We start from the raw sequence: 13,430 nt of genomic DNA on the forward strand, positions 1-13,430 counted from the left end.
CTACAGGCTCAGCTTATTAATTAAAAATGAATTCCGGAATAAGGTCAGAATAAATGGAACTTATCAACAAGATTTTTCAAAAGTAAAATCTTTACTCCTTTAGTTCATACCACTGGATATCTTTGAGAGGTTTGCGGCGGCCGCGGGGTTCTTCCGGAGCGTAATTGGAAGCCAGGTAATCCAGAATTATATCTTCATTCTCCCCCAGATCCCAAAGGCCCTGGGTTTCCTGCATCCACTCAATTCTTTCATGCCAGCCTTCCCGGGAGTAGCGGTTCTGTAAAATAAGCGCACTGGAGTGACAGGATGTACAACTGCCAATGACAACATACAATCCTTCATCATCCACAAGACCTGATTGCACATGAATACCATTTTCAATTTGAGGATCGACAGGGGATACTGCATTTTCTGCGGAAATTTCAATTGTGGGATCTTTAGATGTATCTACCTGTGTGCGGGAATAATAAATTAAAAAGGCAATTCCTGTAACCAGGAGAATGGGAATTGCAAAGAGAAATATTTTTCTTTTATTCCGGCTAAAAAATTTTCTCCCTTTGTGCTGGTCGTGAGCTTCCAATTTCCCTGGCTTTAGTTGATTTTTACTGCAATCCTGTGACAGGCATTGTTCAAATATCCCTTAGGATTCCAGGCGGGCATAACCATAGGTTGAGAAATTCCTTTATCATCGGTAGCCTTCGCCCAGATCTCGTAATATCCTTTTTTATCAAATTTCACCTTAGTATTCCATTGTTGCCATGCCAGTAAGTTCGCTTACTTTTTCAGGGCACAGGTTTTCCAGGTAGCCCCAAAATCTGTGGAAACTTCCACCTTGGAAACTTCATTCTCCCCTGCCCAGGCATGTCCCCGTACATTCATCGTATTGGAAATGCTGCTTATCGCTCCCGACTTTGGGTAGGTAATAAGCGATTTTACTTAAGCATGGATTCAATAATTACAAAATCTTCTTCAGGCACTTTAGTACCGGGAGCCACAGGATTTTTAGGCACACGATAAGAGGTGCCCAACATCTTTGGACCGTCGTGAACCCGGTCGCGAACCACAATTTTGTGCAGCCATTTTCCAGAAGTTGATGCTTAGGCCAGCCACCGCACACCAGGCGCAATGGGTAACCATGTGTTACCGGGATTTCTTCCCCGTTCATGGCCCAGGCAATTAAGGTTTCTTCCTGCATTGCCTTGGAAATGGGGACGCCCCGCGAAATAGGAACCTTTTGCAAATCTCCGCTAATGTGCTTAGTCTTTCCCATAGTAGCCAATATACACTGCATCACTAAGTGATACCTACATCTTCCAAAATATCTTTAAGCCTGGCACCTGTCCACTCCGCACAGGAAACAGCCCCTTCTTCCCATTGGTTTCCGGAAGCAGGAGGATAAAATCCCGCCCTGCCATTTCCCCCGCATTCCAGCACTAACTGGTAGGTATAGGTCCGGAAATTTTTCTTTAAGTCAGCAAGGCTATAAGTTTTCTTCTCTTTTACCGATTCTCCTTCAAAAGTAAGAGTCCAGTTTTGCGCATCAATTCCTTCCGGAATAAGTCCGTTGTTTCTGATGAACATTTTGCTGAAGGGCGTGATCGCATCATCCAGCAAATGCGGCGGCGATTCTATGTTCCATGGCCTTTCATTCCTAATGATCATCTGTTTGTCTTTCCCATCCAGGGGATCTTTTAATTCGGAAAAAACCAATGGTACATACCCGGGTGGCATGTTTGCGGCATAAACAATCTCAGTACCCAAAGCTACAGCCATGGCAGAAAGTACTCCCTTTTTTAGGAAATTTCTACGGTCCCAGAGCTCCCCCTCAATAAATGGCACATTTTTTTGAATTTTCATTTCTAAGGCTAATAAACAAATATAGATTCAACCTGTAAGAAAAAAAAGAAAATAAAGCATAATACCTCCTCCTCCTTCAGAATAATGGCTCTGATGATTTGTGGGGATGAGATGATTTGTGGAGATTATATAATTTATTTCCTCCTATACCACCTCCTCGTTCAGTATCAAAAAATCCTAAACATTCCTTATATTTAGGCCTTTTAAAATCCAACTTGATGTACAATAAATTCTTGCTGTCACTACTATTGGTGGTGACCTCTCCTGCCCTGTTTGCACAGGAAATAAAAACAAAAGAAGATAGCCTTAAGAAAAATGATAAATGGGATGTCAACGATCCCTACAGTGATGACTGGAATATTAAAGAAATACAGTTGGATACAGACGAGGGTACATGGATGAACCTGGACGTGAGTCCCGATGGAAAAACTATCGTTTTTGATCTTTTGGGCGATATTTATAAAATCCCGGTTTCCGGAGGGAAAGCCACAGCACTCCGCAGCGGGATGGCTTACGAGGTGCAGCCAAGGTTTAGCCCCGATGGATCAAAGATCTCCTTTACCAGCGATGCTTAGTGGTGGGGATAACATCTGGATCATGGATGCTGATGGTTCCAAAGCTAAACAACTTACCAAAGAAAATTTCAGGTTACTTAATAATGCGGTTTGGATGCCAGACGGAAATGCCGTTGTGGCACGAAAGCATTTTACCTCAGGCCGTTCCCTGGGTGCCGGGGAAATGTGGATGTACCATATTGGCGCAGGAGAAGCCGGGATTCAGCTAACCGAACGCAAGAACGACCAGCAGGATGTGAATGAACCAAGCATTTCGCCAGATGGCCGATACCTGTACTACAGTGAAGATATGTACCCGGGAGGCTTCTTCCAGTATAACAAAGATCCAAACAACCAGATCTACGTGATCAACCGTTACGATTTTGAAACCGGTGAAATAGACCGGGTTACAGCGGACCTGGAGGAGCTGCACGCCCCCAGGTTTCCCCCGATGGGAAAAAGCTTGCTTTCGTAAAGAGGGTCCGTACAAACACGGTTCTTTACATCCACAACCTGGAAACGGGCGAGGAATGGCTAGGTTTACAAAGATCTAAGTAAGGACCAGCAGGAAGCCTGGGCGATCTTTGGAGTATATCCCGGCTTCAGCTGGATGCCTAACAACAAGGAGATCGTAGTGTGGAGCGAAGGAAAGATCAAAAGGATAGATACTGAAAGCACTCAGGTTGCCGATGTTCCTTTCCAGGTGAACAACACTTTCAAAATTGCTGAAGCCCACTCTTCAAATAGTAAGGTATATACCGAAAATTTTAATCCGAAGGTCATTCGGCATGCGGTCACTTCTCCTGACGGAAAGACTTTGGTGTTTAACGCTGTAGGTTATTTATGGAAGAAAAACCTTCCTGATGGAAATCCCCAACGTATCACCAAATCGGAAGAATTTGAATTTGAACCTTCTTTTTCTCCTGATGGAAATCGGCTTGTTTACGTCACCTGGAAAGATGATGCAATGGGCGCAGTGAGAACCGTAGACCTTAACGGCAGAAACAGCAAAAAACTAACTTCTGAAAAAGGGATCTACCGCAATCCCGAATTTTCCCGTGACGGCAGCATGATCGTCTTCAACAAAGAAAGCGGAAACAACGACATGGGCAATACTTTCTCCAAAAATCCGGGGATTTACCTGATGAAGGCTTCCGGAGAAAACATCAGGAAGATCCTTGATGAAGGGGAGTTCCCTATGTTCACTAAAGACAGCAAAAGGATCTTCTACCAAACCGGGGGTTACTTAATGGGAAATCTTACCAAGCGGTTAAAAAGTGTTGATCTTCAGGGAAAGGACGAACGCACCCACCTGGAATCGAAGTACGGCGGAAGGTTAGTACCAAGTCCTGATAATAATTGGATCGCCTTCAGCAACCTTCACAAAGCCTATATCGCACCACTTGTTATGACAGGAAAGCTGGTAACCCTGGGACCGGATGTTAAGACGGTGCCTGTGACACAGATCGCAAAGGATGCGGGGATCAATCTGCACTGGTCCGGAAACAGCCAGAATGTACACTGGACACTGGGAGATGAGTATTTCACCAACAAAGTTTCTGAACGTTTTACCTTTTTAGAAAATTCCGTGGATTCCATTCCGCCAATTACAGAGAGTGGGACAAAGATAGGGCTGGAGCTGAAAACAGATGTGCCTTCGGGTCGCATCGCTTTTACCAATGCTCGTATCATTACCATGAACGAGAAGGAGGAAGTGATCGAAAACGGAAGCATTCTCGTGGAGGAAAATAAAATTGTGTCCATTGGTCCTGCTTCCGAAGTAAACATTCCAAAGAATGCAAAAATCTATGACCTAAAAGGAAAAACTATTATGCCGGGAATGGTAGATGCACACGCGCATATTGGAGCATTCCGTTACGGACTAACCCCCAAAAAACACTGGCCGTTCTATGTTAATCTGGCTTACGGTGTAACCACGTCACACGATCCATCAGCATTAAGTGAAACGGTTTTTGGAATGGCAGAACTTATAAAGAGCGGTGAAATGGTGGGGCCACGTCTTTACTCTACCGGAATCATTCTCTATGGTGCTGAAGGAGATTTTAAGGCAGAGATTAATAGCCTGGAAGATGCTAGATCGGCTTTAAGAAGGACCAAAGCTTTTGGTGCGACTTCAGTAAAAAGTTATAATCAGCCCCGCCGTGAACAGCGCCAGCAGGTGATGCAGGCAGCGAAGGAACTGGATATGAACGTGGTGCCGGAAGGTGGAAGTACCTTTTTCCACAATATGAACATGATCGTAGACGGGCACACAGGGATAGAACACAACATTCCCATCGCCCCGGTTTACAAGGATATTTTTACTTTATGGGGCAACAGCAATTCCGGCTACACTCCTACCCTTATTGTGAATTACGGCGGAATTAATGGGGAATACTATTTCTATGACAAGACCAGGGTATGGGAAAATGAAAAACTCCTAACCTTCACTCCCCGAAGCGTAATTGATGCACGCTCCAGACATCGCACTACTTTACCGGAAGAAGAATATGAAGAAGGACCAATCCTGGTTTCCAAAACTGCAAAAGCCCTTTCAGATGTTGGCGTTAAAGTAAACATGGGCGCCCATGGGCAACTGCAGGGATTAGGTGCACACTGGGAACTATGGCTAATACAAATGGGCGGGATGAGCAATATGGAAGCATTGAAAACCGCGACTATAAATCCGGCAGATTACATAGGACTGAGTGAAGAGATTGGTTCCCTGGAAGAAGGAAAACTGGCTGACCTGCTGGTATTGGATAAAAATCCGTTGGAAGACATAAGAAATACCAACACGATCATCTACACAATGGTAAATGGAAGGTTGTACGACGCTAACACGATGAACGAATTAGGAAATGAGCCGAAGGAAAGAGGAAATTTCTTTTGGGAGAACAGGAGGAATATGGAGATTTTCCCCTGGCACGAGTAGTAGGAGTAGTGAGAATTGAGTATTGAGAATTGAGAATTGAGTGTAGAGTGTAGAGTAGGGAGACTTTATAATTTAGTAAGTATTTTGTAAACTGAAGTGCCTGGACAAGTTGTGGTCTTTTCGCCTAAGGGAGAAGTTAACAATTCCAGGTCTACGGGAAACAATAAACTGAAAACAGCAAACGCGATGAGAAAAGTCAAATTCGGGAAACTATTTACGACCAGGGCGATAGACGAAGCGCTTATCCGGGAGCACCTGGCACTGGAAAGGACGAAACTGGCGAATGAAAGGACATTGCTTTCTTATACTCAGGCTTCACTTTATTTTCTATTGGGCGGACTTACCCTACTGCAGCTGAAGGAATATGAAGACCTTCACTACATAGGCTACCTGGCCCTCGTATTTTCCGGCCTCTTTGTAACAATTGGTGTATGGCGGTTTTTTGTTCTGAAAAGAAAAATGAAAGATCTGCTGAAGGGAGGAGTTGAAGGACCTTCTGAAACTTCCGACAGCAATTCGACTACTTAAAGAGAGTGGAGAGTGGAGAGAGGAAAGTCTGAACGCGGGATTATTTTCTTTGCGGCCTTTGCGGAAATCTTTGCGGCCTTTGCGTGAAACCGCTTCATTTTAGTGGAAAGTGGAGAGTGGAAAGTCTGGACGCTAAAAAAATAGTGGAAAGAGGAGAGTGGAGAGAGGAAAGTCTGAACAAGGGATTATTTTCTCTGCGGCCTTTGCGGAAATCTTTGCGGCCTTTGCGTGAAACCGCTTCATTTTAGTGGAAAGTGGAGAGTGGAAAGTCTGAACGCGAGGTTATGTTCTTTGCGATCTTTGCTTGAAACCAGAACACAGATCTGCGAAAATCTGCTTTTCCATCTGCGGGATCTGCGGGAAAAATTTCAAACCAATAACAACAACCTAAAACCAAAAACTTTACAACTTACAACCAAATATGCTCCAAACCCTCGTTCACTATTTCCTCCACTTTATTTTCATAGGTGTTATAGCATACTGGTACGACAAAAAACACTGGGCGCGAAATTGGCTTATCCTCCTTGCGACCATGTTCATGGACGCAGACCACCTCTTAGCCGATCCCATTTTTGATCCCCAACGTTGCGGGATAGGATACCATCCCTTACACTCTTTTTATGCAATCGGAATTTATGTGCTGGGAGTGATTTTTGTAAAGCACAGGATCATCCGCCTTATCTTCATTGGATTACTCTTCCATATCTTAACCGATTTTATTGACTGTCTCTGGATGTTCTCGAAATGTCAAGAGTGCTACCTGAGTTCTAAAATTTATGAGGGGTTGAATTAATAGTGAGTATGGAGTAGTGAGTAGTGAGTAGTTTAGCGAAACAAAAATCCAGCTTCTGGCTTGATTCAAAGTTGAGAACCTTTTGGGAGTTGGAGCAGGAAAGCACCCCGATACATTTTTTTCCTGCCCAATCGATAAGGAAAGAAAATTCGAAATGACGGGGAAGTGCATTTGGAATTTGGAATTTGGAATTTGGAATTTAATTCATGCTAGATCCTGAAACAAGTTCAGGATGACGTAGGATTTAATTAAAAAATCTTCTGCTTAGTATGTGCATAACCTAAATCTAGATTTTAACGTCAAGCTGAATTTATTTCAGCTTCTGGCTTGATTCAAAGTTGAGAACCTTTTGGGAGTTGGAGCATAAAAGCACTTCCCAATACATTTTTCCCTGCCCCTTCAATCAGGAAAGAAAATTCGAAGTGACGGGGAAGTGCATTTGGAATTTGGAATTTGGAATTTAATTCATGCTAGATCCTGAAACAAGTTCAGGATGACGTAGGGTTTAATTTAGAATCTTCTGAGTAGTATTTGCATAGCGTAAATCTAGATCTTAACGTCAAGCTGAATTTATTTCAGCTTCTGGCTTGATTAAAAGTTAAGAGCCTTTGGGAGTTGGATCATGAAAGCACTTCCCGATACATTTTTCCCTGCCCCTTCGATCAGGAAAAAACATTCGAAGTAACGGGGAAGTGCATTTGGAATTTGGAATTTGGAATTTAATTCATGCTAGATCCTGAAACAAGTTCAGGATGACGTGAAATTGAAATTTGATATTTTTGTAAATTCTATTTCGGTTATTCATTCCACTCTATCCTCTTTCTTCTGCCTGCCGGAAAGACAGGTTCCTTTATCCACTTTTTTCCTGTATTATTCTTGCATCTTTATAGGTATTCAATTAATTTCATCAACTAAAATCTAACCTCCATTTAATCCAGAAATATGCACGTAGCCATTGCGGGAAATATTGGTGCAGGTAAAACCACCCTCACAAAATTACTAGCCAAACATTACAGATGGGAGCCTCAGTATGAAGATGTTCTGGAGAATCCATACCTCGAGGATTTCTATAATAAAATGGAACGCTGGTCCTTTAATCTGCAGATCTATTTCCTCAACAGCAGATTCCGCCAGATCTTACAAATTCGTGAAAGCGGAAAAAATATTATCCAGGACAGGACGATCTATGAAGATGCTCACATATTCGCTCCTAACCTGCACGCAATGGGATTAATGCCAAACAGGGATTTTGAAAATTACAGATCGCTGTTTGATTTGATGGAGAGCGTCGTACAAGGCCCCGATCTACTTATTTACTTACGAAGCAGTATTCCAAACCTCGTTTCCCAGATCTACAAACGAGGGAGGGAATATGAAAACTCAATTTCAATCGACTACCTAAGCAGGCTTAATGAACGCTATGAGGCGTGGGTAACAGGTTACGACAAGGGTAATCTCTTAATTATTGATGTAGATGACATTAATTTCGTTGACAATCCCGAACATCTCGGTGACATTATAACCAAAATAGACGCGGAACTGCACGGGTTGTTTTAGTTGAAGTTATTAGTTATAGGTTACCAGTTATAGGTTATAGGTTATAGGTTACCAGTTATAAGTTATAGGTTATAGGTTATAGGTTATAAATTCTAGGCCCAGGCTTTATATTAAAAAGTAAGGGCTAATCGCTTAAAATTCCCCTCCTCCGGAGGGGTGTCCGCAGGACGGGGTGGCCCTCTCCTGGCGGGGTGTCCGCCGGGGCGGACGGGGTGGATCACTGCTGATGTTTCACGCAAAGCCGCAAAGATTTCCGCAAAGAGCGCAGAATTTTTTCCCCGGCCGGACTTTCCACTCTCCACTCTCCACTTAAAATCTCAATATTCAATACTAACATCTCACTACTCAATACTAAAATCTCACTACTACCTTATAAATCCATTCTCCCTCGCGTGTTCCTCGGCTTCTTTACTGTTATCCATCATCAAAACAGGAGTGGTTCGGAATTCGTCCACTATACTTTGTACTCTCTCCATTTGCCTCCTGTGGTTTACGCTTCTTAAATAGATCGCCAGGATCCTGTCAGGATATTGAACAGCAATATCAGTATAAATACTGGCGTCGTGTTCGCCGCTGTCCCCTATAAGGATAAAATTAAGATCAGGGTAAGTTTTAAGTATGTTGATGATCTCTTTTTGTTTGTGAGGTTTTTCCGGTTTTAGAGATCGGTCAAAAGGTCCACGGAAATTGCGGAGTAAAATTGGTCCCTTCGGAAATTTATTATAATCCAGGAAAAGTTTCAGATACTGATACAGGTTCCAGGGACTATTACTTAAATAAAAGATTGGATTCTTATTCTCCCCATGTTTTCCGCAGTGCAATTTCTGATAGAGTTCGGGAGCACCTTTTAGAGGAATTCTTTCGTAGGCATTAGTAAGCAAAGAATTCTTCAGCAACCTCAGCTTTAAAAAGGAAGTAACGTCAGTTTTCAATATAGTGTCATCTATATCACTGATGATCCCGAATTCTGCATTGTCTTCAGGAATTAAAAGCTCTCCCTGGAAATTATCCTCCCTCTCTCCGGTATTTCTAACACTCTCCCCCCGAAAATGAAGATCTACCTTCACCCAGCCTTCCTCATCGGCTTTTTCAGAAAGATTGGTGTTGATGGTTTCATCAAAAAGAAAATATCCTTCCCCGTCTGTTTTTGTAGATAGTTTCAGCTTTTCCGGAAGGTGAAGATCTATAGCCGCATCTTTAATTTCATAGGTGTTGAATTGCCGAAAAGTATTTCTGAAGGTCATTATAAGCGACTGATCTTCCACAATCTTTAAAGGCACATCATCCAGCGCCCGTCCCAGGACGTACAGGTGATTTTTCGTACCATAACTGCGGTAGGGTGTGACAAGAACATTGTCTACTTTTTGTTTCCCTATGATCCTTTTAATCCTTTTCAGCATAAAATTCTCCTTTTAAATTTTAAAATTTTGCTCCATTTCTATTTCTCCTAAGAACAGATCTTCATTTGGACTACTACTCATTTAACTTCATTAGCGCGGCTTCCATATCTATTCCCTCGCCCAGAGCACCCAGTAAAGAGATCTCCGTAAGTTTCCAGGCGTTTGTTCATCGTTTTTATTGTAAAATCCTGCAGCTTCAGCCCGCTCTTCACTTCCTTCCATTGCAAGGGTGCCGATACAGTAGCACCGGGTTTTGGCCTTGCACAATAGGGTGCGGCAAGGGTCTGGCCCCGACGGTTTTGTAAAAAATCCAGGTAAATTTTCGGTCCCCTTTTCTTTACGTTCCGTTCCATAGTTGTAAATTCAGGGAGCATCTCGTTGATGAAATAACAAAGCAGTTTCGTAAAATCCCGGCCTTCGTCATAGGTATACTTCGCGCCCAAAGGAATGTAAACGTGAATTCCGCTGGAACCAGTAGTCTTACAATATCCCACAATTCCCGCCATATCCAGCACCTCTTTGGCAGCTTGTGCGACTTCTATCACCTGCTCAAAAGTATTTTTATCTGAAGGATCTATATCTATAACTGTAAAATCGGGATATTCGAGCTTCTCCACCCGGGAACTCCAGGGATTGATCTCAATACATCCAAGATTGGCCATATACAACAGCGTTGCCTCTTTTTGACACAGCATATACTCAATTTCTTTTTCTGAAGATTTTGAATGAATTCTCACCGTCTCGATCCAGTTTGGCAAGATTCCTTCATTATCCTTCTGATAAAATCCCGTCTGATCTATTCCGTTGGGATGCCGATGCAGGTTCTGCGGACGGTCCTTTAAATACGGAAGAATATATTCTGAAATATTTAAGTAGTAATCAATCAGATCATATTTGGTGTACCCCGACTCCGGCCAGTATACCTTGTCCAGATTGGTAAACGGAACTTCAATTCCACCAATCTCTAAATGTCCCGCTTTAGTTGACCCCGAAGAGGAATCTGAAGCAGAGGAAGCAGATTTCTCTTCTACAGATTCTTTCTCGATCACTTTTTCGCTTAGTGATCTCCTGCACGGTTTTGTCTTCCCGGAGTCCTTTAAAAACCGGATGCCGCAAATGCCCGCTGTTGGTAATCTCTGTATATTCTACTTCACAAATGAGCTCCGGCCTCATCCAGTTGGGTTTCCTGCCTTTAAGATTTATAGTTTCCCCGAAAGGATTGTCATCAACCTCCAGTTTTCTGAATTTCTTGATAAGCTCTTTCTGTTTTGCTGCTGAAAATCCGCTGCCGCAATTCCCGATGTAGGTCAGTTTTTCGTCCTTGTACATCCCCAGAATGAGCGATTTAAAACTGTTGCTTTCAGAATCTGTATAACCACAGATGATTGCTTCGGTACTTTGTACAGCTTTGATCTTTAGCCATTTTTCACTGCGATAACCTGGAGTATAAACCGAATCTGCTTTCTTGGCAATAACACCTTCCAAACCCGCATCTACGGCACGCTGAAAAAAAGCACTCCCCATTCCTTCCATATGTTCACAGTAGAAAGTATGGTAAGTATCTTCAATAACTTCTTCTATTAGGGATTTCCTCTGAATTAGGGGAAGGTCCATCATGTTCATCCCATTAAGGTACAGCATATCAAAAACATAGAATCTCAACTCTCCAAGGGTAGTATGGTCATAATTCTGTAATTTCTGAAAATCAGGAATTCCTTTTTTATCCACCACCACCACTTCTCCATCCAGGATCACATTGTGTGGAATCTGTTCCAGGTCTCTTACGAGTCTAGCGAATTTTGTATTATAAGAAATTGCGTTTCGGGAATGCAACTCCACTTTACCATCCTTAACATTGGCAATCATTCGGTACCCATCCCACTTGAGCTCATAGATCCAGTCGGGATCATTAAAGACCTCTTTTGTGGCCGTTGCCATCATAGGTTTTATAGCCTCTGTTGGCTGCAGGGTTTTTACAAATCGCTCTTTGGGTTTTTCGGGAGGATCTATCTTTTTGGAAGGAGCAAAATCTTCAGCATCGTACTTAAGATCTGTAGAAAAATCATCTGTTTTCTTTATCAGCAGCCATTGATTTCCCTTCTCGCCACGTGCAGTTTTTACAAGGGCAAAAGTGCCTTTGATCCTTTTTCCGAAGAAGGTAAGTTTTAGATCTCCGTTGATAAGTTGATCCAGCATTTCCTTCTGACTTATACCCCCTGTCCCTTCAAAAGTCCCCTGATCCCAGATCTCCATTATCCCGGCACCGTAATTTCCTTTGGGAATAGTTCCTTCAAATGTGAGGTATTGAATAGGGTGATCTTCGGTTTGGATAGCCAGGCGTTTGTCCAAAGGATTCATTGAGGGTCCTTTGGGAACTGCCCAGCTTTTTAATGTCCCCTGCATCTCCAGCCGCAGGTCGTAATGTAGCCGGGTCGCCTGGTGTCGCTGAATCACAAAGCGCAGCTGCCCTTCTCCACTCGGAATGGTTCCTTTGGGTTCGGGGGTGGTACTAAAATCTCTTTTTTTAAAATATTCCTCTAAGCTCATTTACGAAGCTTTGCCTTTCTTTTTTTCCAGACTCGCCTTTAGTTGTGCCATAAGATCTTTGGCGGGAGTTGCCTTGCTCTCAAATTTTTCTGCTTTGGAAACTTTTCCTGCAGATTTAGATTCAATGATCTTTAACAGCTGATCATTATAGACATCCTTAAATTTATCAAAACTGAACTCGCTGGTGTATTGATCTATAAGAGAAATAGCCATATCTACTTCTTTTTTGGTGACTTTAGCTTCCGGCAGCTTTAATTCGGAAGGATCTCTTATCTCATCTGAAAATCTGATGACGTGAAGCACCAAAGCATCTTTATAAATTCCAACAAGACTAAGGTGTTCTTTTTGGCGCATTACAAAAGTTGCAACCCCGAGTTTTTTAGTTTTCTTCAGTGCATCGCGGAGAAGATTGTAAGACTTCCCCCCTCTTTTTGCGGTTCCAGGAAGTAAGGTTTTTTAAACAGAACATCGGCAACTTCTTTTTCTTCTATAAATTCTTCAATGTCAATGGTCTTGCTCTTCTTCATATTGGCAGCGTCAAAATCCTCTTTTTCAAGAACTATATAACTCTCCCCTTTTTTGTAACCCTTGACTATATCCTTCCATTCTACTTCTTCTCCCGTATTTTCATTGACCCGCTTATAACGGATACGGGCATTATCGTTCTTGTCCAGCATATCAAGATCCAGCTTCTTATCTTCAGAACCTGAATACATTTTAATGGGAATAGACACTAAACCAAACTGAATTGAACCGTTCCAAATGGACCTCATAATATTATATTTAAAAACAGGAAAATTAAATTAAGAAATTTAAATCCCCTGCTCTTCACTTTATTAAAACTTTAGCTATTTGGCGGCTTTATAGATATGTTATATGTCGTCAGTTCTCCGTTTTCTGTTATTTGTATATTGTCATGAACTAGGGAATTCCCCTCCGCCGGAGGGGTGTCCGAAGGACGGGGTGGGCACTCCGCCGGAGGGGTGTCCGAAGGACGGGGTGGGCCCACTGCTGATTTTCGCAGATCTGTCTCCAATATTTTCCCGCAGAACCCGCAGATTTTACTCGAACCCAACCTGTCAGGTCGAGCGCAGTCGAGACCTCCTTTCTTTAGTGTGATTCTGCTCCATAGAACCCCTCGACTGCGCTCGGGGTGACAAATTAACTTATATCTCTTTACCTATAATGATCTTGAAAACTGTCAGGTCGAGCGCAGTCGAGACCTCCTTCTTTAGTGTGATTCTGCTCCAAAGAAACCC

12 protein-coding genes and 2 pseudogenes are annotated in these 13,430 nt (G+C 42.7%); 6 read left to right on the plus strand and 8 right to left on the minus strand.

Features of this window, described 5'->3' with window-relative positions; translation table 11 throughout:
• Positions 1 to 91 precede the first annotated feature (91 nt).
• The 4 genes and pseudogenes from LZ575_RS10550 to LZ575_RS23615 all read right to left on the minus strand — a co-directional run bounded on the left by LZ575_RS10550 (position 92) and on the right by LZ575_RS23615 (position 1,857).
• Complete coding sequence (locus tag LZ575_RS10550) at positions 92 to 580, minus strand: monoheme cytochrome C (protein ID WP_235330570.1); 489 nt, start codon at positions 578 to 580, stop codon at positions 92 to 94.
• An 11-nt stretch (positions 581 to 591) separates the two neighbouring features.
• Positions 592 to 879 (minus strand): annotated as a pseudogene (locus LZ575_RS23605) (hypothetical protein).
• Between the two features lie 76 nt (positions 880 to 955).
• Positions 956 to 1,270 (minus strand): molybdopterin-dependent oxidoreductase, encoded by a 315-nt coding sequence (locus tag LZ575_RS23610; RefSeq protein ID WP_311196070.1) that lies wholly within the window; start codon positions 1,268 to 1,270, stop codon positions 956 to 958.
• A 23-nt stretch (positions 1,271 to 1,293) separates the two neighbouring features.
• Positions 1,294 to 1,857, minus strand: coding sequence for a molybdopterin-dependent oxidoreductase (locus LZ575_RS23615; protein WP_311196071.1), 564 nt, complete (start codon positions 1,855 to 1,857; stop codon positions 1,294 to 1,296).
• Between the two features lie 218 nt (positions 1,858 to 2,075).
• Between LZ575_RS23615 and LZ575_RS23620 the strand changes: the two genes are divergently transcribed.
• The 6 genes from LZ575_RS23620 to LZ575_RS10575 all read left to right on the plus strand — a co-directional run bounded on the left by LZ575_RS23620 (position 2,076) and on the right by LZ575_RS10575 (position 8,224).
• Positions 2,076 to 2,432 carry a hypothetical protein gene (locus LZ575_RS23620; protein ID WP_311196072.1) on the plus strand — a complete coding sequence of 119 codons (357 nt, stop codon included), beginning with the start codon at positions 2,076 to 2,078 and terminating at the stop codon, positions 2,430 to 2,432.
• Positions 2,398 to 2,886: a hypothetical protein gene (locus tag LZ575_RS23625; protein WP_311196073.1), complete on the plus strand. Its 489-nt coding sequence runs from the start codon at positions 2,398 to 2,400 to the stop codon at positions 2,884 to 2,886. The genes LZ575_RS23620 and LZ575_RS23625 overlap by 35 nt, the downstream gene beginning before the upstream one ends.
• 135 nt (positions 2,887 to 3,021) lie before the next feature.
• Positions 3,022 to 5,346 carry an amidohydrolase family protein gene (locus LZ575_RS10560; protein WP_311196074.1) on the plus strand — a complete coding sequence of 775 codons (2,325 nt, stop codon included), beginning with the start codon at positions 3,022 to 3,024 and terminating at the stop codon, positions 5,344 to 5,346.
• Between the two features lie 96 nt (positions 5,347 to 5,442).
• Positions 5,443 to 5,874: a DUF202 domain-containing protein gene (locus tag LZ575_RS10565; protein WP_311196075.1), complete on the plus strand. Its 432-nt coding sequence runs from the start codon at positions 5,443 to 5,445 to the stop codon at positions 5,872 to 5,874.
• Between the two features lie 421 nt (positions 5,875 to 6,295).
• Positions 6,296 to 6,667, plus strand: coding sequence for a DUF6122 family protein (locus LZ575_RS10570; RefSeq protein WP_235330571.1), 372 nt, complete (start codon positions 6,296 to 6,298; stop codon positions 6,665 to 6,667).
• A gap of 942 nt (positions 6,668 to 7,609) precedes the next feature.
• Complete coding sequence (locus tag LZ575_RS10575; RefSeq protein WP_235330572.1) at positions 7,610 to 8,224, plus strand: deoxynucleoside kinase; 615 nt, start codon at positions 7,610 to 7,612, stop codon at positions 8,222 to 8,224.
• A 365-nt stretch (positions 8,225 to 8,589) separates the two neighbouring features.
• Here the strand turns inward: LZ575_RS10575 and LZ575_RS10580 are convergent, their stop codons facing one another.
• From LZ575_RS10580 to LZ575_RS10595, 4 genes and pseudogenes are all read right to left on the minus strand, one after another.
• The gene (locus LZ575_RS10580; RefSeq protein ID WP_235330573.1) at positions 8,590 to 9,624 is read right to left on the minus strand and encodes an App1 family protein; all 1,035 of its coding nucleotides are present in this window, start codon (positions 9,622 to 9,624) and stop codon (positions 8,590 to 8,592) included.
• A gap of 77 nt (positions 9,625 to 9,701) precedes the next feature.
• A complete protein-coding gene (gene ligD / locus LZ575_RS10585) occupies positions 9,702 to 10,673 on the minus strand; it encodes a non-homologous end-joining DNA ligase (RefSeq protein WP_235330574.1) in 972 nt (323 codons plus the stop codon).
• On the minus strand, positions 10,603 to 12,171 hold the full coding sequence (ligD, locus tag LZ575_RS10590) for a non-homologous end-joining DNA ligase (protein ID WP_235330575.1): 1,569 nt from the start codon (positions 12,169 to 12,171) through the stop codon (positions 10,603 to 10,605). The genes ligD (LZ575_RS10585) and ligD (LZ575_RS10590) overlap by 71 nt, the downstream gene beginning before the upstream one ends.
• A pseudogene (locus tag LZ575_RS10595) lies at positions 12,172 to 12,944 on the minus strand (Ku protein).
• Positions 12,945 to 13,430: the final 486 nt, after the last annotated feature.

The sequence above is a fragment of the Antarcticibacterium sp. 1MA-6-2 genome, assembly GCF_021535135.1.
GTDB lineage: Bacteria > Bacteroidota > Bacteroidia > Flavobacteriales > Flavobacteriaceae > Gillisia.

Excerpts from the sequence above, each read along its gene's own strand:
- LZ575_RS23620 (WP_311196072.1), top strand. The coding sequence starts at position 2,076 with ATGTACAATAAATTCTTGCTGTCACTACTATTGGTGGTGACCTCTCCT.
- LZ575_RS10580 (WP_235330573.1), bottom strand. The coding sequence starts at position 9,624 with ATGCTGAAAAGGATTAAAAGGATCATAGGGAAACAAAAAGTAGACAAT.
- LZ575_RS10570 (WP_235330571.1), top strand. The coding sequence starts at position 6,296 with ATGCTCCAAACCCTCGTTCACTATTTCCTCCACTTTATTTTCATAGGT.
- LZ575_RS10575 (WP_235330572.1), top strand. The coding sequence starts at position 7,610 with ATGCACGTAGCCATTGCGGGAAATATTGGTGCAGGTAAAACCACCCTC.
- ligD (WP_235330575.1), bottom strand. The coding sequence starts at position 12,171 with ATGAGCTTAGAGGAATATTTTAAAAAAAGAGATTTTAGTACCACCCCC.
- LZ575_RS23615 (WP_311196071.1), bottom strand. The coding sequence starts at position 1,857 with ATGAAAATTCAAAAAAATGTGCCATTTATTGAGGGGGAGCTCTGGGAC.
- LZ575_RS23625 (WP_311196073.1), top strand. The coding sequence starts at position 2,398 with ATGGATCAAAGATCTCCTTTACCAGCGATGCTTAGTGGTGGGGATAAC.
- LZ575_RS23610 (WP_311196070.1), bottom strand. The coding sequence starts at position 1,270 with ATGGGAAAGACTAAGCACATTAGCGGAGATTTGCAAAAGGTTCCTATT.
- LZ575_RS10560 (WP_311196074.1), top strand. The coding sequence starts at position 3,022 with ATGCCTAACAACAAGGAGATCGTAGTGTGGAGCGAAGGAAAGATCAAA.